Origin of the sequence: Aeromicrobium sp. WCS2018Hpa-31, from assembly GCF_031843905.1 — a bacterium.
Taxonomy (GTDB): domain Bacteria; phylum Actinomycetota; class Actinomycetes; order Propionibacteriales; family Nocardioidaceae; genus Aeromicrobium.
The window spans coordinates 211,178-231,133 of sequence record NZ_JAVTJF010000004.1; the positions used below are offsets into that span (position 1 = coordinate 211,178).

Genomic DNA, 19,956 nt, shown 5'->3' on the forward strand with positions numbered 1-19,956 from the left:
AGATCGACGTTCGCATCATGCTTAGGTATTCGCACCATGAGAACGACGAGAGGCGCCCAGCATGGCGATCGAGACCACCGAGTACCTACGGGGGATGCTCCCCCGGATGATCCGCGCAGCCGGCCGGCGCGTGGGTGATGCGGACCCGGAGGATCTCGTCGACCTGGTGGCGCTGCGCGACGAGGTGGACGCGGCGATCGCGTCGGCCATCCGAGGCCAGCGCGAGCGGCACGGGCGCTCGTGGGCGGAGATCGCACGAGGGCTCGGCACGAGCCGGCAGGCGGTCCAGATGAGGTACGGACAGACCAACCGATGAGGAAGGATGCACGCATGGCCAACGGAGTGACGATCACAGGGTCGGTAGACGACGAGGACAAGAAGCGCGGCATGACGCTGGGAGAGGTGGCCCATTGGGTCGAGCGAGCGCAGGAGGCCGGCATCGCGCCGGACACGCCGGTCGGTGTGGTCACGGGCTGGCGCGGCCAGATTCACAAGCTCGAAGCCTCAAGCTGACCCGAACAGCGAACGGCCCCCACGCGATCGCGTGGGGGCCGTTGCCGTTCCTACCGGGAGACAGGCGGTAGGAGGTCTCAGTCGGCCTCAGGCAGCTCCTCGACGTCGCCCGTGGGGCCCACGGTGTCGACGTTGGCCGCGGACTGCACGCCCAGGTAGAGCCCGATGTAGAGGAGGACGTCGTTGGCCTTGCCGGTGGCCACGTCGGCCACCTCCAGGCCGCCCACGGCGACGATGGCCAGCGCCCAGAGGACGAGGAGGCCCTGGCGGACGATCGGCGGGACGGCCTGGAGGGCGCCGGCGAGGATGGTGAAGGGGGTCATGATGTGTGCCTTTCTCAGAGGGGGACGTTGAACTCGACGAGGACAGTGCGGTGGTCACTGCCGGTGTTGGCGAAGGTGCGGACGCGGTCGACGTCGACCGAGGCGCCCACGAACATGCGCAGGAGCCGGTACTCCGGCGGGGTCGTGGTCTTCTCCGCGACGTCGCGGTAGCCGGCGGCGGCCATGATCTGGCCGACGTCGTCGACGCGCCCGCGCGCCTTGGCCGGGGTGTTGAAGTCGCCGGCGATGATGAGCCGGTTGCTGGGGAAGTTCTTGAGCGCCCACGGCACGATCTGGCGGGCCTCCTCCTTGCGGTAGGCGCCCCGGTCGAGCTGGTAGGTGAGGTGCACGGCGATGGGGTTGAGGCGCTTGCCCGTGGCCACGTGCTGGATCTTGACGCCCACGATGGCCTTCTTGGCGCGGCCCAGGACGGTGCGCCGGTCGGTGCCGGCAACGGCCTTCCACCGGTCCTTGCGGACGTAGACGACGCGACCCTTGGACACGCCGGCGAAGACGTAGCGGTGGCCGATGAGACGGGTGAGCGCGCCGCGTCGCTCGGCGTAGAGCTCCAGGCAGTAGATGATGCTGGCGTCGCTGCCGAGGATCTGCGAAGCCAGGGTGTGGACGCGGGTCGTCCAGCGGGCGTGCCGGCTGGCGCAGTTGACGATGAACCCGCTCGAGCCGAGCCGGCTGGCCGGGACGGTCGGCTTGGTGGGTGCCGTGGCCTTGCTGAGGAAGGTGCCGTCTGCGATGAGACGCAGGACGTAGGGGCCGGGGCAGGCAGTGGAGTTGCCGGGGATCTGTCGGTGGCCGGCGATGCCGGTGGCGTTGGGGTAGCGGACGAGCACGCGTCCCCGGAGGTCGCGGACGGCGGAGATCATGGCTGCGTTGGGCGTCTCGTTCTCGCTGAGGATGAGGACGATGCCGACGCGAGTGGGGTTGCCGGCGGTGCCGGCGTGGGCGCCGATGTTGAACCCGGTGAGGTCCCACACGCGGCCGGAGCCGTCGACGGCGAAGTTGTAGCCGATGTCGGCCCACTTCTTTTCGAGGTGGCCGGCGCGGTAGCCGCGCAGGAGCTCGGCCACCTTCTCTCGGGAGGCGTTGAGGACCGGGGCCTTGCCGGTGGGCCAGTGCAGGGCGATGCCGAGCACGCGGGAGGCCTTGAGGGGTCGTCCGGCTCGTCCGTTGGGCGTGGTGGTCCAGGCGGACCGGTTGAGGTAGGTGGTGGTCATGAGTGGCTCCTGTCGATGTGGCGGTCGACCCTCTGGGCGAGGTGTCGGTGGTCGGCGCGCAGTCCCCCGACGTCGCGCTTGATCTCGCCCACGGCGTCGACGAGGTGCTCCAGTGCGCGCTCGGTGCGGCCGGCGTAGCCGTTGCCGGTGGGTGCCGATCGGTCGGCGGCGAGAGCGGCGCTCACGGCAGCCTTGGCGGCCTCCTTGATGGCGGTGGCCTGCGCGGCGTCCTGGCGGTCCAGGCGGTGCTTGAGGTAGATCGCGAGGAGTCCGAACAGGCCGGCCAGGATGGGCGTCCCGAGGGTGATGCCGGGGTGCACGAGGTCGGCGGCTGAGACGAGGGCGAGAGCGGGGAAGAACGTCACGTCAGGCCCCCAGGTGGGCGATGGTGATGAACGTGGACGCGGCCTGATTGACGATGGTGAGGGCGGCGCCGCTGTTCTGGAGGAGGGCGACGTCGATGGTGTCGCCGGCCTTGAGTCGCATGGAGCCACCGGCGGCGACGATGTTGTCGGTGCTGGCCCATCCGACGATGCGGCTACGGAAGCGAGCGGTGCCGTTGACGCGTAGGTCGAGGACGCGGGCGCCGGTGGCGTTCGGGGAGATCCCGGACGACGCGCTGAGGTGGTAGCGCCCGTCGCGCACGATGGTGAAGGTGCGCGTGGCGGAGTCATAGGGGATGCCCTCGCCGGCGACCTGGCCATCGAACGCGACGACGGTGGTGGTGTTGTTGGGGAGGGCCTGAGTGGCTGCCGAGCGGGTGCGGTGGGCCAGCTGGGGGAAGTCGACCATGACGACGTCACGAGGGCCGGTCTCGCTGCCGGCGGTGGGGACCTGGAGCTCGACGGTGGTGCTGGTCTCCAGGGGCTTGAACTTGAGGGTGGTCTTCCAACCGGTGGCGGTGATCTTGTGGCTGATGCTGGCCACGCGCACGACCTCGTCGAACAGTCCGTTACGGACGACGCGGACGGCCCGGTAGGGGTACAGGGCGAGGATGCTCGCGAGGTTGTCGAGGGTGTCGACGGTGAGCTCGGTGGGGAATCGGCGGGGCGTGGCGTAGGCGCCGAGGAGGCGCTGGGCGATGGTCGAGGGGACGCCGTCGACGATCTCGACGTCGGCCGAGACGCGGCCGTAGTCGAGCTCGGAGTCGACGGCGACGTAGGGGCCGTAGACGACGCCGGACGGGTCGACCTCTGCCAGGTTGATCTTGCGGACGTTGAGGGCGTTGACGAGGGCCCTGGAGCCGTAGGCGAGCTTGAGGCCGGTGTATCGGACGCCGGCTTGGCCAGGGACGTCGGTGAAGGTGAGGGCCGGGGTGCGAGTGATCGCGAGCTGGCCGGCGGTCAGGTAGCGGGGAGCGCCGTTGGCGTCGATGTAGATGGCGGCGCCATGGGTGGCCACGAGGCGCTTGAGCCAGGTGGCCGCGTTGGCGCTGTCGTCGCGGGCCAGGAGCGCGGTACTGGCGGCTGCGAACGCGCCGGCGAAGTCCTGGAGGCCGAGGCCAGCGGCGGCGCACGCGCTGGCGCCCTGCTCGGTGAAGGTGGCGCCGGTGAGGATGGGTGCTGCGGCGTCGTTGAGGGTGCGGCCGGAGCCGGTGGCCACAACGTCGATGAGGGTGCGCCCGTCCTTCTCGTAGTCGGTGTCGGCGGTCTCGATCGTGCCGGTCCAGATGGGGTCCGAGGAGCCGCCGGCGCGTCGGAGGCGGATGGCGGTCCCCCGTCGAAGGGCCGTGCTGGTGGCGCCGTCGAGGGTGGGGTCGGTGATGGTGACGATGAGGGAGTCGGCGGCGATCGTCTCGTCGACGCCCTCGACGTCGACGCCGGTCTCGGTCTCGATGCTGAGGGCCTTGGCGACGATCGGGGTCCAGGTCTCGGCACTCAGGCCCCGGCCGGCGTCAACGCGGTTGCCGGCGACTCGGATGGCAATCCTGCGCAGCCACACAGACGCGGCACTACTCCCGCCGGTACTGGTGTGGCGGACTCGGGCGTTGGTCGTGCTGGCGGGGGCCTGGGCGGCGCCCTGGTTGACCGTGGAGCCGCCGGAGATGACGGGCCCGCTACCGGGCTGCCAGAGGATCCGGCGGACCTCCACGGACGTCAGGAGGGTGGCGCCGTTGTAGAAGTCGACGAAGCTGCTGACCTGGCGGAAGCCGCCTCCCCCGCTGCTGTTCGCGACGGTGGGGGCGTAGGTCGTCCCGACCCACTGACCTTCACTCACGAGGATGGGGTCGTAGGTCATGGTCGACGTGCCGGAGTTGGGCTGGCCCATGAAGAAGCCGGCGGCGTCGGCGGTGACGCCGGTGGCCGTCCAGCGGGCGAGGCCGTAGCGGGCGTCGGGGTTGAGGCAGCGGGAGCCGGTGTTGGTGGCGGAGATCTCCAGCGAGAGGAAGGGAAGCGTGGCGCTCATGCGATACCGAGGCTTTCTGCGGCCTTGATGGCTCGCTTGTAGGCGCGTCCCATCTGCGCCTCGCTCATGGAGGCGTCGAGGGACACGTAGACCTTGAAGTGGTTGACGGTGGCGCCGACGCGGAAGCCGGCTCGGCTGACGTCGGCGGAGAGCTGGGGGCGCTCGAATCCCTGCACGAGCGCCCTGGACAGGCGCGCGCCCTGCCGGCTGACGACTGCGGGGTCGAGGCCGAGGCGCAGGCCGTCGACGCTGTATCGGCCGAGCTGGGCGAGGACGCGGGAGGGGCTGTTGATGCCCAGGGCCTTCTTGAGCGCCTTGACCAGGGCCTTGCCCATGCCGGAGCCGGCCTTGGAGATCTGGGAGGTCAGGGACTTCATGCCGGCGAGGAAGCCGCGTGCGGCGTCGACGCCGGACTTGTACATGGCCGCCGACGTCTGTGTGCCGAGAGCGGCGCTCTCCTTGCCGATGGCGCTGTTGAGCGCGTTGAGCTCCTTGAGGGCCTCGGGCGAGGTTCCGGCGAGCGCGGTGGCGAACGCTCCACCCTGCTCGACGCCCATGCCGACGATCTGGCGGTAGAGGTCGCTGGAGATCTTGCCCTTGAGGCCCTTGAGCTTGTCGCGGAAGTCGCGGATGGCGTCGAGCCGGCTGGTGAGGAACTGGTTGATGCTGGCGCCGGTGACGGGCTGGTCGGTGCCCAGGTTGGTCAGGCTGGCGTAGCTCTTGGCGGCGTCGCGCACCTCGACGGAGTAGGCGCGGGCCTGGTCGCGCAGTTGGGTGTAGCGGGCCTTGGCGTTGGCGTAGAGGGTGCGCGAGAGATCGCGGGCCTGCTTGAGGTACTCCTTCTTGGTGTTGACGCCCTGGCGGCGGACGGCCTTGAGAATGGAGGCGGTGGAGTCGGTGAGGCCGAGCTCCATGCCCTTGCCGATGAAGCGGCCGATGGTGCGCATGAGCCGGCTGGGGCTCTTGATCTTGAAGAATCCGGTGACGGCGCCCTTGACGTCGCCGGCGATGTCCTTGGCCTTCTGGACGGCCGCTCGGCCGGCGTCTGCGATGCCGGCAGTGAGGCCGCGCATGATGTCTCGGCCGACGCCGGACAGGATGCTCTTGGCGTCACCGAAGGCGCCCTTGATCTTGCCGGGCAGGCCCTTGACGAAGCCGACGACGCGGCTGGCGCCGCTGCTGACGGTGGAGCGGATCGAGGCCCAGGCAGATGCGGCGAGGCTCCTGGCGCCGTTCCAGCCGGCGGCGAAGGCTGCGCGCACGCCGCTCATGGCGCCGGAGACGATGCCGCGCAGGGCTGCGAGGCCGGCGCGGGCCAGGCTGCGGATGATGTTGAGGGCCTGGGCGACGACGGCCCGGACGATGGTGAACGCGCCGGAGACGATGGTCTTGACGCCGGACCATGCGGCGGACCAGTCCCCGCGCAGGACGGCGGAGAAGGTCTGGAAGATCCCTCGGATGACGGTGAACGCGCCCCGCAGGAGCGTCAGGGTGTTGGTGAGGGTGTTGGAGAGGTAGGAGGTGATGGTGGCGCCGAACGTGCCCCAGAGACTCTGGACGATCTGCACGCCGCTGGTGAAGGTGCTCTTGATCGAGGCCCAAACGCTGGTGACGGTGGTCTGGATCTGAGCGAACTTCTCGCTGGCCTGGCCGCTGCCGCTGGTGAATCTGTCGAAGAACTGGCGAATGACGGCGGCGCCGCCCCGGAGCTGGGAGACGACGGCGGGGCCCTTGGTGTTGATGTAGGTCAGGGCCTTGGTGAGCACGGGCAGGGCTCGGGTGCCGATCGCGGCCTTGAGGTTGTCCCACTGCGCGGACGCGCGCTGGAGCTGCCCGGCGTAGGTGGAGGACTCGCGGGAGAACTGGCCCTGAGCGTCGGTGGTCTGCTCGTTGAGGAGCTTGAGGCGGGCCATCTGCTCGGCCTGCTTGCGGGCGGCGCCGGTGAGCTTGTCCTGGCCCTTGGCGGCGAGGCGGGCGTTGACGTCGCTCTGCTTGATCGAGACGCCATAGCGCTCGATCGGGTCGGCCTCGCCGCGCAGGAGGCTCGACAGGGCCTCGACGGCTTCCTTGGTGGTGCCGCCGTAGGTGGCGGCCAGGTCGCCGCCCAGGCGGACGAGCTGGTCGGACTGCTTGGCCAGGCCCTTGAGCGGGGTGCCGCTGTTCTTGAGCATGGCGCCCATGACGTTGGAGAGCTCGCGGTACTCGTTGCTCGAGAGACCGACTGCGTCGGCGGCCTTCTTGGACGAGCGGATCACGCTGTTGGCGTACTTGCCGTACACGGCCTCGGTGGCGCCTACGGACTGCTGGGCGTCGCTGGCCTCGGTGACGACGGCCCGGAAGCCGGCGGTGATCGCGGCGCCGGCCAGGGCGCCCTTGAGGAGGCGGGACAGTGACGTTGCGCCCTTGGAGAGGCGCCCCAGGTGGCGGTTGGACTCGTCGACGCCCTTGCGGATGCCGGCGGCGTCGAGCAAGGCGCTGACGGCGATGGTCTGTCGTGCCACCTGGGGTTCCTCCTCTAGTGCTTTCGTCGTTCGGCCTGGCGGTTCATCTCGTCGATGAAGGCGTCAGTTTCGGCCGCTGTCAGTTGGTCGTACTCGCTGGGAGCGATGCCGGTGGCAAGGCAGAACAGGGCCTTTTCCCGGGCGTACTCCTGCCGCGTCGCGGCCTCAGCTTTTGGGGTCGGTGGAGTCGACCCCCGCGGCCTTGGCGAGGATCTGGGCGGTCTGGAGCGGACTGGCGTTGAGCCACTTGTCCCAGTCCTCGACGCCGGTGGCCTGGAACTCGCTGTAGACGGCGCAGACGATGCTCAGGAGCACGCCGTCGTCGAGGATCTCCTCCCCGGACGCGTCGAGGCGGATGCGGGCCCGGAGCATGAAGGCGTTCGGGATGTTCTCGGGCTTGTAGATCTTGGTGATGCTGTGGACGACGTCCGCGAGGGCGTCGTGGTCGGGCTCGGGCTCGGCCGGCTCGGGGGCCGGCTCGGGGGCCGGCTCGGGGGCCGGCTCGGGGGCCGGCTCGGGGGCCTGGACGGGCGCGGGGCCGTCCGTGAAGACGAAGTCGGATGCCTGGGGGCCGGGGGCCTGGGGCTGCTCGGGGGTTGCTGCGGTCATGGTTGTCTCCTACAGAGTGGTGAAGTTGTACTTGCGGGCGAGATCTCGGAGCCCTTCCTCCATGAGGGCGATCGTTTCGGCGAGGGTGTCGTCGGCGGCCTTGTTGAGGAACAGGTCGCCGGCGATGCCGTGGGCGGGCCATCCGTAGTTCTGGACGCCGGCGTATCGGACGCGGGCGCCGCCGGCTCGGACCACGGCCTTGTTCTTGGTCTTGGAGGCTCGGATGGAGTTGTCGAGGGCGCCGCTCTTGACCCGGACGCGGCCGTGGGCGACGCGCACGACGTTGGTGCCGATGCGCTCCATAACGTCCTTGAGGTCTTGGGCCTCGACGCCGTACCGCTCCAGGGCGCGGATGGTCTCCCGAAGGCCGACGACCCGCGCCCCGGCGGTGGCCATGTCAGGCGGTGACCAGGGTGACGGCGGTGGTGGCCTTGAGCTCGTACTCGAACTCCTGGCCCTCGGTGGTGCGACGGGCCTCGCCGCCGACCTCGGGCTTGCCGTCCGCCTTCACGGTGAAGGTGAAGTGCGGCTTGGACACGGAGGCGGCGGTGTTGCCGTGGGGGCCGTAGACGACGACGATCTCGGCGCCGGGGTTGTCCCACAGGAAGCGCCACAGGCTGCCGGCGTCGGTGGACTGGATCGCGGTGAGCGCGAGGATGAAGTCCTTGACGTCGCCGCTCGCTGCCTCCTCGAACGTGAGGTCGCTGTCGTCCTTGTCCTCGGTGGTGAGGCGGGCGCTCTTGACGTCGCCACCGAACTCGATGGCGGCTGCGGCGCCGACCTTGAGCTTGAGGACGAGACCGGTGTTGCCGCGCAGGCGGGTCGAGACTGCCATGGGGTGCTCCTTCTAGAGGGTGGTGAGGGTGGTGAGGTCGAGGTGGATGCCGTGGGCCAGCCAGCCGTTGGCGGTGACGGGTCCGGGCTGGCCGGAACCGGCGATCGTGTAGTCCTCGGGAAGGCGGGTGACGACTTCCTTGAGGAACTTGTCGAGGTCGTTGGTGGCGGTGTCGTTGGCGCCGTCGACGAACGGCACGAGGAGCCACAGGCGGACGGTGACGAACACCTCGGCGGTGTCGTAGGTGTCGGTGTGGCGCACGTAGTCGTCTGCCGGCTCGACGAAGCCGCAGGGGGGCTCGACCTGCGCCGGCACGTGGTCGTCGAACCGGTAGCCGGTCACGGTCCCCAGGGCTTCCGCGAGGTCTGCGCGCGCGGCGTAGAGGCTCATCCGAACCCCAGGACGTACTCGGCCAGGATGGTGCGGATGGAGGCCTTGGGGTCGCGGGGGGCGCGGACGACCGCGCCCCCCTCGACGGTGGTGAGCTGCCCGACACCGTGGCTGGACTTGGTCCGGTCGAGGATGGCGTAGCCGGCCGACAGGACGCACTCGCGTCGCACGTAAGACGGCACCGGCCTCCAGGCGTCGACCACGGCCTCGTCGACGAGCTCGACGGCCGCGTGGAAGGCGGCGACGACGTCGGGGTCGTTCGCTTCCTTCTTGGCGCGGCGCGCGAGATCGGCGGCGGTGGCCTCTACGGGGGTGTCGGGCATGGCTCAGACGCCCGGCCGGACGAGGGCCTTCTCGTCCTGGACGGCGATCGCGCCGAAGCCGTAGACGCCGATCTCCTCGGTCAGGTTGGTGATCTCCTCCTGGGGGCCCAGGCGGGCCGGAGCGCCGGCGCTCTCGAAGGTCTTGAGCGCGAAGCTGTTGCCCATCTCGACGAAGTTGGCACCGAGGCTCTCGTCCTTACCGAAGGCGATCTTGAGGCCGGCGACGTCGCCGGTCTGGTCCAGGAGGCTGATCCGGCCGGTGTCGCGCGACAGGAGGTAGGGCCCGTCGACGCCCTCGCGGATCTTGGCCAGGCGCTTGAACTGCGTGGCCGAGAGGTTGAGGTACTCCGGCTGGAGGCCCTTGTCGTCGAGGTGCACGGCGCCGTCGACGAGGAAGTCGATCCAGCCGTCGAAGTCGTCGAGCTCGCCCAGGCTGCCCGTGGTGTGCGCGGCGGCTGCGGCGCGGATGGCGCGGGCCTTGGCCTCGGTGGCCTTGGCGAACGCGATGGCGAGCGCTCGCCAGTGCAGGTCCAGGACGGCGATGCTGGAGCGCTTGACCTGCTGGAGGGTCAGGCGCGAGCCGCCGGCGAAGGTGAAGACGTCCGCGAAGGCGGTGGTGATCTTCACGTTGCCCATGACGATCGCGTCGCCCTCCTCGGCCTGCTCCTGGACGTCGATCGTGTTGGATGCGAGCTTGCCGTACTCCAGCTTCATGCCCTCGGCGGGCAGCGGTGCGGAGTCGAACAGGTTCCACACCTTGCGGGCGTTCTCGATCAGCTTGACGATGTCGCCCACCCAGGTCTCGCCCCAGATGGTGTCGCCGGAGGTGCCGCCGGCGTAGTCGCCCTCGGCCAGGGCCTCGGCGAACTTCTTGGCGTCGGCGTCGCCGGAGGCCATGGCCTTGACGAACTCGCCGTAGGACGACCCGAACAGCTCGGCCGTCGAGTCGGGCGCCGTCGTGGCGCCCATGGTGGCGATCTTGGCCGAGAGGGTGTCGACGGCCTCGGGCAGGCCGTCGAGCTTGGCGAGAGCGGCGAGGACGTCGGTGTCGGCGCCGGGCTCGGTGATGGTGCTGGTCATGTCGGGCTCCTTCTGGGGGCTGGTGTTGCGGTCGCGGATCTGGAGGACGTCGTCGACGGCGGCGCCGTCGAACTGCGGGTAGGGGACGACGGAGGCCTCGAACACGTCGGCGCCGGTGACGACGAGCACGGGCGCGTCGGTGTCGGCGCCCTCGACGGTGTAGGCCGTGATGTAGAAGCCGATCGAGATCTTGTCCAGGACGGGGACGCCGTCCTCGTCGGGCTTCATGAGGGCGTAGATCTCGTCGGCCTTGGTGGTCTGCCAGAGGCGGGCGAGGATGCGGGGGCCCTCGACGGCCTCGGTGGCCGAGACCACGCGGCCGATGGGCGTTCCGTCGCTCTGCCAGTCGTGGCCGTAGAAGACCTTGGCGTCGGCGCGGAAGGTGGCGGCGCCCTTGGCGATGCGGAACAGGACGGTGCCGGTGCGCCAGTTGGGGCGGTTGACCTCCACCTCGTAGGTGGTCGCCAGGGCGGTGAACTCGCGACGGGCCTCGCCCTCGGCGGCCTCGGCCAGGACGAGGGGTGTGGTCACGTGGAGCGTGAGCGGGGCGCCGGTCTTGTCGTCGAAGGTGGCGCTGGCGCCGAAGATCTCGGGGGCGGTGAGGGTCATGCTGCGGGCTCCTCCTGCTGGGCGGGCTTGGTGGCGGGGCGCTTGGGTGCGGGGCCGGGGATGCGCTCGATGCCTCGGGCGTAGTCGGCGTCGTAGACGCCGGCGTCGATCGCGATCTTGTGGGTCTCCATGCGCTCCTTGTCGCCGCGCCGGAGGATGCCGCTGTAGTCGTGGCGGACCTCCTGGCCGTTGGGCGTGATCTCGGTGAGCTCGGCGGCGATGGTGTCGAGGTACTCGGGGCCGAGCGTGGTGGCGATGAGGTGTTGCTGGACGTCCTGGAGGTTCTGGTAGGTCAGAGACGAGCCCTCGACGGCGGCGGCGAGGAGGACCGGCGGGATGCCCCACATGCGGGCCATCTCCAGGACGTTGAAGCGCTGGGCCTCGATCCACTGCGCGTCCTCGGGCTTGAGGATCACGGGGACGAAGTTGAGGCCCTTGCCGGTGACCTTGATGAACCGGGAGTCGTCGCTGTGCCACTGCTCCTTGGCGGCCGTGGCCTCAGACGGCGTGATGACTTGGTCGCTGGTGAGGATGCCCGGCGGGATGGCGCCCACGTCGAAGATCGTCGACGCGTACTCGTGGGTGTCGATCGCGCCGGAGAGGGCGAGCCGGCAGGCGGTCACCGGGGAGATCCCCCGGTCGAAGCCGGGGAAGTCGTTGAGGCGGATGTGGAGCACCTGCTCGGCCGAGAGCGTGGTGGCCTTGCCGTTCTCGACGACGTCGAAGACCTGGCGGCCGTTCTTGCGGCGTGGGTGGACCATGAAGGGGTTCATGACCGGGCCGGCGATCGGTCGCGGCGTGTCGCTGGAGTCGAGCGGGTCGGCAGCGAGGCGGAGGAACATGTTGCCGTCGACGGCCATGCTGGTGATGCCCTGACGGGCCCAACGCTTGCGGCTGATCCAGGGGTCGGGCTTGCGGATGATCTGGGGCTGGCGCTCGACGAGCTCGGCGCCCTTCCAGGCGGCGAACGGGACGCCGGAGCCGATGCCGGCCAGGAGTCCGATCGAGCGGTAGGCGCCGGTGAGCCCGACGACCTCCTTGAGGCTCGGGGTCTTGCCGGCGCGATCGCGGGCGGGGATCTTGAGCTTGCTGGTGGTCGGCGCGGCGAGGGCCTCGACGCCGAGAGCCTGGAGGGCGAGGTTGCGAAGGTTTCCCACGTGGACAACCATCGGGCCGACGTTCTCAAGATGAGAAAATCAGAACAGTTGCAGGCCGCTGTCCTCGCGGATCGAGGCGACGAAGACGCCGGCGTGGAGGGCCTCCAGGGCGTCGATCTCGCCCACGGACAGCGTCGAGCTCAGCCGCGTGCCGTCCTCGGTCTTGCGCGGCTTGGCTCGGGACGACTGGAGCCGGGTGAGCGGGTCGCCGGCGTGGGTGAGGGTGCGTGTCTTGACGGCTCCTCGGACGGTCGCGTAGGCCTGTTGCAGCTCGGCATGGCCCAGGGCCCAGGCCTCGTGGCCGTCGTCGCGTAGCGCCTTCATGAGCGGCCGAAGGGTCTTGGCGGGCATGGCGAACGCGCAGCGCTCGGCGTTGGCGAGGTCGCGGCAGGCGCGCAGGAGGATCTCTTGGGTGGGTCGCTCGATCGTGGCCACCGGGCTCGAGTAGAGCCGGCCGCCGGCGGCGTAGTTCGCGGTGATCGTGGCGTGCTCCCAATCCTCGGTGCGCTGGAGGCCGTAGACGGGCGGCGTGTCGAGGTCGTCGGGCAGGAGGCCGCGGAGCGCGTTGTACTGGACGGCCGGCACCCAGGCGTCGGCGGCGCCCTCCACGAAGCGGTTCATGGTGTAGCGGATCACGCGATCGCGGCCGGTGACGCCCTTCTCGTCGGGGCCGGCTCGCCACATCTTGAGCACGTCGGCCATGGCCTCGTCGAGCGGGATGCGTCCGCAGGCGATGGCGGGGTTGCCGGCGATCACGTCGGCCGGCGTGGGGACGTAGTCGGCGCCGAACTCGTCGGTGGCCGACTCCCAGATGAACACGCCCATGCGTTCGTCGTCGCCGGCGAGGGCGTCGTCGGCCTCGTCGTAGAGGCGCTTGAGGAGGAGGCTCTCGTCGTCGCCGGCGGTGGTGAAGCCGGCGAGGATGGCGCCGGGCTTGGACCGCTGGCCGAGAACGATCGCATCCCACAGGGCCATGTCGCCCAGGTGGAGCTCGTCGTAGATCGCGCCGCTGAACGGCTCGCCCTGGAGGGAGTCCTCCTTGGCGGGGAACGTGTTGTAGCTGCCGGTGCCGTCGCGGTACTCGATGCCGCGCGTCTTGGTGGTCTTGAGGCGCTCGGACAGTTGCGGGCTGTTGTCGATCGCGAACCGGAGGCGGTCGTAGACGATGCCGGCCTGAGACTCGATCGAGGCGAAGCCGCCGACCTTGGGGCCGGGGACGTGGCGGACGAGGAGGTACAGGGCGAGGATTGCGGCAATGACGCTCTTGCCGTTCTGCCGGCCCATGGAGATCAGGAGGCGCTTGTAGCGCAGCCGGCCCCGGAGGTGCTCGACGGGCCAGTCCTCGGGGTAGGTCTCCAGCATCCGGCGCAAGAGCCAGACCTGCCACGGGTCGAGCTCCAGCGGGCCCTCGGTCGAGCGCCATACGGTCATGACGACGATGAGGAGCCCGTCGGCGGCCGACGTGAATTCGTCGGTGCCGGTGAGGGTGTCGGTGTACCGGGCCGGCTTCCAGTCGCCCACCGGCTCGTGGGCGCGCCGCGACGTCTCGGTGGGCGCGAACACGGCGGTTGTCATGGGTCTATGGTCCGGTCAGGTTTCTCAGGATCAGTCGGTCTGCGTGACCGAGAAGATGTCGAGTTGCCCGTCGAGCTGCTGCGGGCCGGCGACGGGCTTGGGCCGGCGTGCGTCGAGCCGGACCATGACCTTGTCGAAGCTCGACGCGAGCGCCGACTGGATCTCGCCCTTGGCGTTGAGCTGCTGGTCGAGCGATCGGGCGAGTTGCTGGGCGTGGACCTTGAGCGGCGCGTCGGCGGCCGTGAGCCAGGTCTGCGCGTCGAGATATTCCGCGATCGCGTCGGTGTAGACGGTGATTCGCGGGGGTGGTGTCTGATCTGTAGTCATCCCGGATTTTTCCTCTCATTCGGGTGAAAAAGGAAGAGGGCGAGGGTCTTCTGGCCGTCGCTCTCAAAGAACGATGCCGACCTCGTCGACGTCGTCGGGCTCGCGGTCGTCGAACAGCCACGCGAGGCGGTCGACGTAGGCCGGCGCAACCCAGGTGGTGCGGGTGAGCTCGTGCTCGATCGTGGAGCCCTTGCGGCCGTTGCAGCGTCGACAGAGGGTGACGCAGTTATCGGGGTCACACGCCCAGGCCAGGGCCTCAGGGGTCACACCATGGGCGAACAGCACGTCGAGCGGGGTGACGTGGTCGACGGTGAGGTCGTCCTCGCTGCCACACCTGAGGCACTGGTGCTCGTCACGGTCCAGCACCTCAGCACGGCAGACCTTCCACGCTGCCAGGTTCTTGATGTGCTCGTGGTTGCCGGCCACGTCACCACTCCCCCTTGGCCTTGGCCTCAGCGATCAGGCGGTAGGCCGTGGCCGTGCTCATCCCCAGCGAGGCGGCGGCGGTGGTCACGTTCTTGCGGTTGTGCTTGACCTCGACCTTGAGGTCCTCCAGCCAGCCATGCTCAGCGGCGTAGGCGGGGCGTCCTGCCATGTGCGTCTCCATCCAGTCGGTTGCAAGGTTGTGCAGTTGGGTCGGGCTCGGTATCTCAGGTGTGGTGTATGTGTCTCCAGCGGAGCGCCTCCCGGCGCCCTCACCGTCGTCTCTCTTCCCCCTAGTGGTCCCCCACTAGTGCCCCACAAGGTGGTCGAATCAGTCGCTTGGGCTCGCTTGATAGCGCCCTGTCGGGCGCTGGTCCTGCGCTGATCGGGTGCGGCCGGCCCCTGTACGGGAGGCTTGCCGTGCCCTGCCCCGGCACCACGCCACGGGGCTCTTGTCTGTTACCTGGTCACTACGCCAGGCGGGCCCGAAGGCCTCTCGGTGCCGCTGAGTTGTGTGGGGCTCTCGCCCCGGCCGGTCGCGCGTGTCTCGCTCCACCGGCCTTGAGTTGTCAGACGTAGAGGGTGGGCGGCACCCCCTGGCGCTCTCCCTTGGAGGTGTTCACTGCACCGCACGGGACGGCCTCGTGGCCGCGCTTCCCAGCTCCGGTCCACACGCGCGGCTTGACTTGGGTCTGCACCCCGGAGGGCGCACAGGCGACGTCGCGGCCCGCACGGGGGCGTTTGCGAAGCTGCCAGAGGGCCCCGCAGTCGGGGCAGGTCCAGAGGTAGACGGTCTGGTATCCGACGCGCTTCACGGCTTGACCCACCACGACGCGAGGCCGGCCGCGACCATCTGCTCAGCGAAGTCCAGGGCGTCTTGCTGCTCGCGCGTGGCGATGGCCTCGACGACGATGAGGACGCCGACCAGGCCGGCGAGGTCGTGCCGGTCGGCCACGTAGACGACCGTGTCGACGTCGAGGGCGTGGTGGTCCTTCCAGTAGCCGCAGGGGCCCTGGAAGCCGATGTACGCGTAGACCATGGCTCAGTCGTCCTCGCGCTTGGTGGTGCGCACGAGCTGGACGAAGCACAGGCCCCAGGTGGCAGACAGGCCGCCGGCGACGTAGGCCAGGAGGATCTCGGTCATGGGCGCACTCCCTCGGTGAGGCGGAGGCGCTCGGCCTCCAGGGCGTTCATCCAGTCGCGCAGGTCGCTATAGCACTCGCGGCGGTTCTGTCGGAGCTGCTCCATGTGCTCGGCCTGCGCCGGCGACGGCTCGGTGCCTTCCAGGGCGCGCTTGAGGCGCCAGAGGGCGAGGTCGGCGTCGGCGTAGTTCTGGGCGCTGATCGCGAGGAACACGCCGTCGTGGTCGGGGACGTTGAGGATCTCGTGTTCGAGGTGCTCCAGGTGGCTCATGGGACCACTTCCTCTCGGGTTCGGTGGCCTATGAGCCAGTCCTTGAAGGTGATGAGCGGGTGCTCCGCGACGTACTCGGCGTACTCGGTCGCGTAGCCGATCGAGACCTCCTCCGCGACGGCCTCCTCGGCCGTCCTGGCAAGGCGGTAGTCCAGGACCATCCGCCGGTGCAGGCAGTCGGCCCTGCACCCAGCCATGCGGGGCGCGCACGGCACTCACCGGCTCCGCCGGCGCTCGCCCTGGGCGCGTGCGAGACGCTGGAGGAGGCTGCCGCCGGCGGCGCCCGGCGGGGGCAATGTGCCTTGAGGGAAGATCTGCCGGTCGGAGTAGTAGATGACCGGGGCGATCGCGCGCGGCTTGCGAGGCCCGACAGGCTCGTCGAGCTGCTCGACGGTCCACCACGAGGCGTTCACGATCCGGCGCTTGGAGATCCGCTGCCGCATCCCGGTGTCCTGGACCTGCTCGCCGGCGATGTGGCAGGCGTGGCGGTGATTGAAGGCCAGGATCATCGGAGGGCCCCCGATCGGGCGAGGGCGTCGAGCCAGAGCACGCCGGCGCCGTAGCCGATGGCCATGGCGGCGTAGCCGGCTGCCTTGAGGGCCCTCACGGCTTGATCCTGTTCTTGCCGCAGCGCCCGCACTCCTCCACGCCGTGGATGAAGCCGGCGCGAGCGACGATGAGGCCGGGCACGGTCCACCACCGGTGGTCCTTGAGGAGGCACACGAGTCGGCGCCTCACGGGACGTCGCTCAGATCGTCGATCACCATGAGCGCACGCTCCACGGCCGCGCTCGCCTCCTTGAGGCGGTTGTTGGCGCCGTCGAGGTTCTGCCGAGCGAGCTCGCGCTCCTTGGCTCGCTCGCGCTCCTCGGCCTTGGCGGCGCGGAGGTTGGCGAAGGCCTCCCCTGCGGCCTGGGCCTCGTCCTCGGGCACGGGGGCGCTCATGCGGCGTTCCGGTCTGCGAGCTCGGCGGCGCGTCGGGCGAGGGCGTACTGCGCCTTGGCGTCGTGGAGGTACATGGCGGTCTCGCTGGCCTGCGCGAGGGCCTTGCGGATGCCGGCGTCGGTCTCGGCCCAATCGGGCAGGGCCCCTCGTCCTCGGACGCCGGCGCGCCGGCGGGCAGCCATGTAGGCGTTGTGGGCCTGGACGTGGAGGGACTGCGCCGTGGCGTAGTTCTCGTAGGCCTTGCCCATCGTGGCCCGCTCGCTCGTGGCGGCGAGCCCGAGGGTGCGCCGGCGGATGCGGTGACCCTTGTCGTTGCGATCGCTTGTTCTCGTCATGAGATGTATCTATGCAGACGCGAATGCCAAAATGACAACGACACGCCGTGTCGGTGCTAGATTTTCCGCTATGACCGCAGAAGTAATCCCGTTCCCGGACTACGACCGTCAGATTGGTCGCCGCGTGAAGCTCGCCATCTTCGACTCAGGCAAGACACAGAATCAGGTGGCGGCAGATGCCGGCATCGGTCAGTCGTCAATGACCCTGAGGATGCAAGGCAAGCGCCCGTGGCGCGCGGAGGAGGTCGTGCGTATCGCGCTGGCCACGGGCGTCGAAGTGACGGACTTGCTCCCCCGGTTGGACTCGAACCAACAACCCTTCGATTAACAGTCGAATGCTCTGCCAATTGAGCTACGGGGGAATGGCTCCCACTCGGGGAGCCCGATCGCATACTCTACCAACCTCCTGACGGAGTCGTGACACAGCCCTTTCCCCCGTGCGTCGTGCCGTCGAGACGCTCACGCCGAGGTGCTGCGCCACGTCGGCCCAAGGGGTCGGACAGGTCCCGTCGGAAGCCCTCCCGAAGCGCAGCAGGAGCACGTCGCGCTCGGCCGACGTCAGGGGTGAGAGGTCGTCGAGAAGAGCCGGGACCTGGTGCCCTCCTGGGACTGACGGAGGCTCCGGAACCACGTCGTGAGGCACCTCGGGCCGGGCACGACGGTGCTCCTGTAGGGCGCGGGTGATCCACGGCCAGGCGTAGGTCGCGAGACGGGCGCCGCGGTCGGGGTCGAAGCGGGCCACGGCGGCCAGCAGCGCCATCGCGCCGACCTGGAAGGCGTCGTCGATCTCACCCGGTCCGAATCCGAGGGCCCGCACCCGCATCGCCGCCAGACGCAACGAGCCTCGCGCCAGCTCTTCGCGCGCCTGGAGGTCGCCGGATCGGGACGCCAGCGCGAGCCGACGCTCCTCCCCCGGCGCCAGCGGTGGCTCCTGCAGGAGACGGCGCACCAGGTCCATGGCTCCACCGTGCTGCGCGGGGCCGACGGGATCCAGGGTGCTCGGCGCAGCTGTGGACGACAGTGCGGGGCCAGTCCCGACCCGACCCGCGGCTGGGGACGAGGCGGTGGAGCTACTCGCCGCCGAAGGTCTTGTCGCGCAGCTCGCGGTACTCGCCCTGACGAGCGAGCAGCTGGCTGAACACCTCGCGGTACTCGTCCGGCTGCTCCGCCGGGTCGGTGCGCTGCAGCTTGGACCGCAGGTCCTCCACCAGGCGTCCCACCGTGAGCAGGCGGAGCCGGGCCATGACCGCGGTCACCACGCGCGCCGTGGAGCCCTCGGTGGAGCTCAACGGCTCCATGGCGGCGAGGCTCAGCACTCGGCGCAGGTCGTCGGAGACCAGCGCGTCGGAGACCCGCGGCACGAACGTGGGATCGGTCTGCTCCGGCAGGCCGACCTTCAGCATGGTGCGCCAGATCTCCTGCGCCACCGGGTGCGTGAAGTCGTCGTCGTCGAGGCTCTCCGCCGGGACGCGAGCCAGGTGAGGGTGCTGCGCGAGCGCCTTCAGCGCCTCGCGCTCGTCGGCGAACTGGCGCGCCCCGAAGCTGACGAAGGGCTGCGGCGGCGGCGCGGGCGCGGGCGTCTCGGCCTGCTGCGTCGGCACCCGACGCTCGGGCTTGACCGCCGGCTTGTACCGACGGTGCTCCATGCGCACCTGGTCGACGTCGACGCCGACGCGCGTGGCCACCTCGCGCAGGAACTCCTCGACCTTGCTCTTGTCGCGGATCGACGTGGCCAGACCGACGGCCTCCCGCACGGCGTCGACGCGCTGGTCGGCGCGGTCGAGGTCGTACCGGGTGAGCACGTTGTCGAGCACGAACCGGTACAGCGGGATGCGCGCGTCGACGAGTGCCCGCACCCCGGCGTCGCCGTCGGCCAGGCGCAGGTCGCACGGGTCCATCCCGCGCGGCTCCACGGCGACGTAGGTCTGCGCGGCGAACTGCTGGTCGCCCTCGAACGCCTTCATCGCGGCACGCTGGCCGGCCTCGTCGCCGTCGAAGGTGAACACGACCTCCCCGTGCATCGCGCCGTCGTCGAGCAGGATGCGTCGCAGCACCTTGGCGTGACCCTCGCCGAACGCCGTGCCGCAGGTGGCCACGGCGGTGCGCACACCGGCCTCGTGGCAGGCCATCACGTCGGTGTAGCCCTCGACCACCACGGCCCGGCTCTCCGAGGAGATCTGGCGCCGTGCGAGGTCGACCCCGTACAGCACCTGGCTCTTCTTGTAGATCGGCGACTCCGAGGTGTTCACGTACTTGCCCTGCATGAAGTCGTCCTCGAACATCCGCCGGGCACCGAACCCGATGATCTCGCTCGTCATCTCGCGGATGGGCCACAGCAGCCGGCCCTGGAAGGCGTCGAACAGCCCGCGGCTGGAGCGCCGGGCCAGCCCACCGGTCACCAGCTCGTCGTCGGTGAAGCCTTTGCCCTTGAGGTGGGCGATGAGAGCGGTGCCGGACCGCGGGGCCCACCCCATCGCAAATGTCTCGGCCGCGCGCTGGTCGAAGCCGCGGTCGGTCACGAACTGGCGCCCCGGCGACGCCTCGGGGGCCGAGGCGAGGGTCTGCGCGTAGAACTCGCCGGCCAGGCGGTGGGCCTCGAGCAGCCGCTGGCGCTGCTGAGGGTCGCGACGAGGCCCGCGCGACTCGCCCTCCTCGTAGCGCAGCTGGATGCCGTACTTGGCCGCCAACCGCTCCATCGACTCGACGAAGCTCAGGCCCTCGATCTTCTGGATGAAGGCGATCGCGTCGCCACCCTCGCCGCAGCCGAAGCAGTGGAAGGTGCCGCGCGCGGGGTTGGCGTGGAACGACGGGGTCTTCTCGTCGTGGAACGGGCACAGGCCCTTCATGGTCCCGCCGGAACGGCGCAGCGTGACGTACTGCTCGACGACCTCGTCGATGCGGGCGCGTTCGCGGACGAGCTGGATGTCCTCGTCGTTGATCAGTCCCGCCACGAGACGATCC

The 19,956-nt window shown here is 69.8% G+C and carries 27 protein-coding genes and 1 tRNA gene; 2 read left to right on the forward strand and 26 right to left on the reverse strand.

Annotation, left to right across the window (positions count from 1 at the left end):
• The first annotated feature begins 61 nt into the window (after nt 1-61).
• Both RQG84_RS06665 and RQG84_RS06670 read left to right on the forward strand, forming a co-directional pair.
• Nucleotides 62-316 (forward strand): hypothetical protein, encoded by a 255-nt coding sequence (locus RQG84_RS06665; protein WP_311209371.1) that lies wholly within the window; start codon nt 62-64, stop codon nt 314-316.
• A gap of 14 nt (nt 317-330) precedes the next feature.
• Nucleotides 331-513, forward strand: a complete 183-nt coding sequence (locus tag RQG84_RS06670; protein WP_311209372.1) for a hypothetical protein — start codon at nt 331-333, stop codon at nt 511-513.
• Between the two features lie 77 nt (nt 514-590).
• Here RQG84_RS06670 and RQG84_RS06675 read toward each other — a convergent pair whose 3' ends face one another.
• The 26 genes from RQG84_RS06675 to dnaG form a co-directional block, all read right to left on the reverse strand.
• Entirely contained in the window at nt 591-836 is a 246-nt protein-coding gene (locus tag RQG84_RS06675; RefSeq protein WP_311209373.1) for a hypothetical protein, read from the reverse strand.
• A 14-nt stretch (nt 837-850) separates the two neighbouring features.
• The gene (locus RQG84_RS06680) at nt 851-2,068 is read right to left on the reverse strand and encodes an N-acetylmuramoyl-L-alanine amidase (RefSeq protein WP_311209374.1); all 1,218 of its coding nucleotides are present in this window, start codon (nt 2,066-2,068) and stop codon (nt 851-853) included.
• On the reverse strand, nt 2,065-2,433 hold the full coding sequence (locus tag RQG84_RS06685; protein WP_311209375.1) for a hypothetical protein: 369 nt from the start codon (nt 2,431-2,433) through the stop codon (nt 2,065-2,067). The genes RQG84_RS06680 and RQG84_RS06685 overlap by 4 nt, the downstream gene beginning before the upstream one ends.
• A 1-nt stretch (nt 2,434) precedes the next feature.
• Nucleotides 2,435-4,474: a hypothetical protein gene (locus tag RQG84_RS06690; protein WP_311209376.1), complete on the reverse strand. Its 2,040-nt coding sequence runs from the start codon at nt 4,472-4,474 to the stop codon at nt 2,435-2,437.
• A complete protein-coding gene (locus RQG84_RS06695) occupies nt 4,471-6,975 on the reverse strand; it encodes a hypothetical protein (protein WP_311209377.1) in 2,505 nt (834 codons plus the stop codon). Before RQG84_RS06695 ends, RQG84_RS06690 begins: the two co-directional genes overlap by 4 nt.
• A gap of 165 nt (nt 6,976-7,140) precedes the next feature.
• Nucleotides 7,141-7,584: a hypothetical protein gene (locus tag RQG84_RS06700; RefSeq protein ID WP_311209378.1), complete on the reverse strand. Its 444-nt coding sequence runs from the start codon at nt 7,582-7,584 to the stop codon at nt 7,141-7,143.
• Between the two features lie 9 nt (nt 7,585-7,593).
• Nucleotides 7,594-7,980 (reverse strand): hypothetical protein, encoded by a 387-nt coding sequence (locus RQG84_RS06705; RefSeq protein WP_311209379.1) that lies wholly within the window; start codon nt 7,978-7,980, stop codon nt 7,594-7,596.
• Nucleotide 7,981: 1 nt separating this feature from the next.
• Nucleotides 7,982-8,419 (reverse strand): hypothetical protein, encoded by a 438-nt coding sequence (locus RQG84_RS06710; RefSeq protein WP_311209380.1) that lies wholly within the window; start codon nt 8,417-8,419, stop codon nt 7,982-7,984.
• 12 nt (nt 8,420-8,431) lie between these two features.
• Nucleotides 8,432-8,809 carry a hypothetical protein gene (locus tag RQG84_RS06715; RefSeq protein ID WP_311209381.1) on the reverse strand — a complete coding sequence of 126 codons (378 nt, stop codon included), beginning with the start codon at nt 8,807-8,809 and terminating at the stop codon, nt 8,432-8,434.
• Nucleotides 8,806-9,132: a hypothetical protein gene (locus RQG84_RS06720; protein ID WP_311209382.1), complete on the reverse strand. Its 327-nt coding sequence runs from the start codon at nt 9,130-9,132 to the stop codon at nt 8,806-8,808. Before RQG84_RS06720 ends, RQG84_RS06715 begins: the two co-directional genes overlap by 4 nt.
• Nucleotides 9,133-9,135: 3 nt before the next feature.
• Nucleotides 9,136-10,821 carry an HK97 family phage prohead protease gene (locus RQG84_RS06725; RefSeq protein WP_311209383.1) on the reverse strand — a complete coding sequence of 562 codons (1,686 nt, stop codon included), beginning with the start codon at nt 10,819-10,821 and terminating at the stop codon, nt 9,136-9,138.
• The gene (locus RQG84_RS06730; RefSeq protein ID WP_311209384.1) at nt 10,818-11,978 is read right to left on the reverse strand and encodes a phage portal protein; all 1,161 of its coding nucleotides are present in this window, start codon (nt 11,976-11,978) and stop codon (nt 10,818-10,820) included. The genes RQG84_RS06725 and RQG84_RS06730 overlap by 4 nt, the downstream gene beginning before the upstream one ends.
• 39 nt (nt 11,979-12,017) lie before the next feature.
• Nucleotides 12,018-13,553 (reverse strand): terminase large subunit domain-containing protein, encoded by a 1,536-nt coding sequence (locus tag RQG84_RS06735; RefSeq protein ID WP_311209385.1) that lies wholly within the window; start codon nt 13,551-13,553, stop codon nt 12,018-12,020.
• Between the two features lie 30 nt (nt 13,554-13,583).
• Nucleotides 13,584-13,880 (reverse strand): hypothetical protein, encoded by a 297-nt coding sequence (locus tag RQG84_RS06740; protein ID WP_311209386.1) that lies wholly within the window; start codon nt 13,878-13,880, stop codon nt 13,584-13,586.
• 63 nt (nt 13,881-13,943) lie between these two features.
• Nucleotides 13,944-14,306, reverse strand: coding sequence for an HNH endonuclease (locus tag RQG84_RS06745; RefSeq protein ID WP_311209387.1), 363 nt, complete (start codon nt 14,304-14,306; stop codon nt 13,944-13,946).
• Nucleotide 14,307: 1 nt separating this feature from the next.
• On the reverse strand, nt 14,308-14,475 hold the full coding sequence (locus RQG84_RS06750) for a hypothetical protein (RefSeq protein ID WP_311209388.1): 168 nt from the start codon (nt 14,473-14,475) through the stop codon (nt 14,308-14,310).
• A gap of 639 nt (nt 14,476-15,114) precedes the next feature.
• Complete coding sequence (locus tag RQG84_RS06755) at nt 15,115-15,342, reverse strand: hypothetical protein (RefSeq protein ID WP_311209389.1); 228 nt, start codon at nt 15,340-15,342, stop codon at nt 15,115-15,117.
• Between the two features lie 101 nt (nt 15,343-15,443).
• The gene (locus tag RQG84_RS06760; protein WP_311209390.1) at nt 15,444-15,716 is read right to left on the reverse strand and encodes a hypothetical protein; all 273 of its coding nucleotides are present in this window, start codon (nt 15,714-15,716) and stop codon (nt 15,444-15,446) included.
• Entirely contained in the window at nt 15,713-15,877 is a 165-nt protein-coding gene (locus RQG84_RS06765; protein WP_311209391.1) for a hypothetical protein, read from the reverse strand. The genes RQG84_RS06760 and RQG84_RS06765 overlap by 4 nt, the downstream gene beginning before the upstream one ends.
• Nucleotides 15,878-15,931: 54 nt before the next feature.
• Nucleotides 15,932-16,225, reverse strand: coding sequence for a hypothetical protein (locus RQG84_RS06770; RefSeq protein WP_311209392.1), 294 nt, complete (start codon nt 16,223-16,225; stop codon nt 15,932-15,934).
• 94 nt (nt 16,226-16,319) lie between these two features.
• Entirely contained in the window at nt 16,320-16,454 is a 135-nt protein-coding gene (locus RQG84_RS06775) for a hypothetical protein (protein ID WP_311209393.1), read from the reverse strand.
• Entirely contained in the window at nt 16,451-16,660 is a 210-nt protein-coding gene (locus RQG84_RS06780) for a hypothetical protein (RefSeq protein ID WP_311209394.1), read from the reverse strand. The genes RQG84_RS06775 and RQG84_RS06780 overlap by 4 nt, the downstream gene beginning before the upstream one ends.
• A complete protein-coding gene (locus tag RQG84_RS06785) occupies nt 16,657-16,995 on the reverse strand; it encodes a hypothetical protein (RefSeq protein WP_311209395.1) in 339 nt (112 codons plus the stop codon). The genes RQG84_RS06780 and RQG84_RS06785 overlap by 4 nt, the downstream gene beginning before the upstream one ends.
• Before the next feature lie 289 nt (nt 16,996-17,284).
• Nucleotides 17,285-17,357: transfer RNA gene (locus RQG84_RS06790), tRNA-Asn, on the reverse strand.
• Nucleotides 17,348-17,953, reverse strand: a complete 606-nt coding sequence (locus RQG84_RS06795; RefSeq protein WP_311209396.1) for a sigma-70 family RNA polymerase sigma factor — start codon at nt 17,951-17,953, stop codon at nt 17,348-17,350. Before RQG84_RS06795 ends, RQG84_RS06790 begins: the two co-directional genes overlap by 10 nt.
• 112 nt (nt 17,954-18,065) lie before the next feature.
• A complete protein-coding gene (dnaG, locus tag RQG84_RS06800) occupies nt 18,066-19,946 on the reverse strand; it encodes a DNA primase (protein ID WP_311209397.1) in 1,881 nt (626 codons plus the stop codon).
• Nucleotides 19,947-19,956: the final 10 nt, after the last annotated feature.

What these genes read in the sequence shown, in the direction of transcription:
- RQG84_RS06665 (WP_311209371.1), top strand. Translation starts at nt 62, where the DNA reads ATGGCGATCGAGACCACCGAGTACCTACGGGGGATGCTCCCCCGGATG.
- RQG84_RS06670 (WP_311209372.1), top strand. Translation starts at nt 331, where the DNA reads ATGGCCAACGGAGTGACGATCACAGGGTCGGTAGACGACGAGGACAAG.
- RQG84_RS06675 (WP_311209373.1), bottom strand. Translation starts at nt 836, where the DNA reads ATGACCCCCTTCACCATCCTCGCCGGCGCCCTCCAGGCCGTCCCGCCG.
- RQG84_RS06680 (WP_311209374.1), bottom strand. Translation starts at nt 2,068, where the DNA reads ATGACCACCACCTACCTCAACCGGTCCGCCTGGACCACCACGCCCAAC.
- RQG84_RS06690 (WP_311209376.1), bottom strand. Translation starts at nt 4,474, where the DNA reads ATGAGCGCCACGCTTCCCTTCCTCTCGCTGGAGATCTCCGCCACCAAC.
- RQG84_RS06700 (WP_311209378.1), bottom strand. Translation starts at nt 7,584, where the DNA reads ATGACCGCAGCAACCCCCGAGCAGCCCCAGGCCCCCGGCCCCCAGGCA.
- RQG84_RS06705 (WP_311209379.1), bottom strand. Translation starts at nt 7,980, where the DNA reads ATGGCCACCGCCGGGGCGCGGGTCGTCGGCCTTCGGGAGACCATCCGC.
- RQG84_RS06710 (WP_311209380.1), bottom strand. Translation starts at nt 8,419, where the DNA reads ATGGCAGTCTCGACCCGCCTGCGCGGCAACACCGGTCTCGTCCTCAAG.
- RQG84_RS06715 (WP_311209381.1), bottom strand. Translation starts at nt 8,809, where the DNA reads ATGAGCCTCTACGCCGCGCGCGCAGACCTCGCGGAAGCCCTGGGGACC.
- RQG84_RS06720 (WP_311209382.1), bottom strand. Translation starts at nt 9,132, where the DNA reads ATGCCCGACACCCCCGTAGAGGCCACCGCCGCCGATCTCGCGCGCCGC.
- RQG84_RS06725 (WP_311209383.1), bottom strand. Translation starts at nt 10,821, where the DNA reads ATGACCCTCACCGCCCCCGAGATCTTCGGCGCCAGCGCCACCTTCGAC.
- RQG84_RS06735 (WP_311209385.1), bottom strand. Translation starts at nt 13,553, where the DNA reads ATGACAACCGCCGTGTTCGCGCCCACCGAGACGTCGCGGCGCGCCCAC.
- RQG84_RS06740 (WP_311209386.1), bottom strand. Translation starts at nt 13,880, where the DNA reads ATGACTACAGATCAGACACCACCCCCGCGAATCACCGTCTACACCGAC.
- RQG84_RS06750 (WP_311209388.1), bottom strand. Translation starts at nt 14,475, where the DNA reads ATGGCAGGACGCCCCGCCTACGCCGCTGAGCATGGCTGGCTGGAGGAC.
- RQG84_RS06755 (WP_311209389.1), bottom strand. Translation starts at nt 15,342, where the DNA reads ATGGTCTACGCGTACATCGGCTTCCAGGGCCCCTGCGGCTACTGGAAG.
- RQG84_RS06760 (WP_311209390.1), bottom strand. Translation starts at nt 15,716, where the DNA reads ATGAGCCACCTGGAGCACCTCGAACACGAGATCCTCAACGTCCCCGAC.
- RQG84_RS06765 (WP_311209391.1), bottom strand. Translation starts at nt 15,877, where the DNA reads ATGGTCCTGGACTACCGCCTTGCCAGGACGGCCGAGGAGGCCGTCGCG.
- RQG84_RS06770 (WP_311209392.1), bottom strand. Translation starts at nt 16,225, where the DNA reads ATGATCCTGGCCTTCAATCACCGCCACGCCTGCCACATCGCCGGCGAG.
- RQG84_RS06780 (WP_311209394.1), bottom strand. Translation starts at nt 16,660, where the DNA reads ATGAGCGCCCCCGTGCCCGAGGACGAGGCCCAGGCCGCAGGGGAGGCC.
- RQG84_RS06785 (WP_311209395.1), bottom strand. Translation starts at nt 16,995, where the DNA reads ATGACGAGAACAAGCGATCGCAACGACAAGGGTCACCGCATCCGCCGG.
- RQG84_RS06795 (WP_311209396.1), bottom strand. Translation starts at nt 17,953, where the DNA reads ATGGACCTGGTGCGCCGTCTCCTGCAGGAGCCACCGCTGGCGCCGGGG.